The sequence below is a fragment of the Candidatus Obscuribacterales bacterium genome, from assembly GCA_036703605.1.
Taxonomy (GTDB): Bacteria; Cyanobacteriota; Cyanobacteriia; order RECH01; family RECH01; genus RECH01.
The window spans coordinates 1-1,056 of sequence record DATNRH010000133.1; the positions used below are offsets into that span (position 1 = coordinate 1).

Consider the following 1,056-nt stretch of genomic DNA (forward strand, 5'->3'; position numbering starts at 1 on the left):
GCTATCAATCAATCAGGGTCTGTTTTACCGTAACCTCTCTGGGGCAGTCTGAGGAACCGGGCATGTTAAGGAAGCAGCCGCATTGAGGCCCAAACTGCCCTACCGGGCAGGCTATCAAGTCAGTACGGCTCCTACCGCTGGTCGATGAATAGGCAACCGAGCTGTTAGTTGTTGATAGGTGATTTGAGGGGGCAGCCAAAGTGCCAATTGAGGGTGACAGAGAAACAGTTTGAAGGCGTGTTGGAGTCAGAGCAGATGGAGGACTCGGCAAAATGCTTGGCGTAGGAGGAGGTAGTGTAGGTGTAGGCGTAGGTGTAGGAGTTGGTGTAGGCGTGGGAGTTGGTGTAGGTGTAGCCGGTTTGAGTAGTACATCAATTTCAATGAAACCATTTCCACCGTAGCCTCGTCCACCACCACCACTACCGCGTTGCCCATCAGCACCGGCGTTTCCACCCCGCGCAACACCCCTTAACAATTAGCATGGAGTGAGGGCCTACGATGATCCACCACCGGCTGGATCAGAAAGAGCTGTGCCCCCAGCTCCTCCCTGGAATCCGTTACAAGAGCCCCCTCGTCCGGCTCTTGCACCACCACCAGCTCCATTCCACCGCTGATATGGCGTCAAAACCAGCAAGTCACAGTTGTTTGTGATACCTACTGGTGAAATAAGTGACCAACCAGGTATCAGGCTCGAAAAACCCGAGTCAGGATGGTTACCTCCTGCACCTCACAAAGTGAGCCCGTGAATATACCTCCTCGTTCGTTTGAAGCGTTACTTCCTCGACCTGCCAAAAGTGTCCAGTTGCCTATGAGATAAGACCGTGATTCTCACCGAAAAAAGTAGGTTCCCCGTCCGCTTCGATTGCTCTGATGGCGGAACCCACTTGAAAGTTATAAGGCGGTTCCACATAGCTAAGCGAGAGATTAACAATACACTCGCCTGCTCCTCCACCAGGTGGACCGTACCCCCTTGCATCTACCAGTGAAACGAGCGATGTGGAAGCAACCACGAAAAAAATTGCTCAATCAACGCCAAATGAAACCCGAAAGGCAATG

At 52.5% G+C, this 1,056-nt stretch carries 1 protein-coding gene; it reads right to left on the reverse strand.

What is annotated here, in order from left to right:
* Positions 1-246: 246 nt before the first annotated feature.
* The gene (locus tag V6D20_02740) at positions 247-462 is read right to left on the reverse strand and encodes a hypothetical protein (protein ID HEY9814711.1); all 216 of its coding nucleotides are present in this window, start codon (positions 460-462) and stop codon (positions 247-249) included.
* Positions 463-1,056 lie beyond the last annotated feature (594 nt).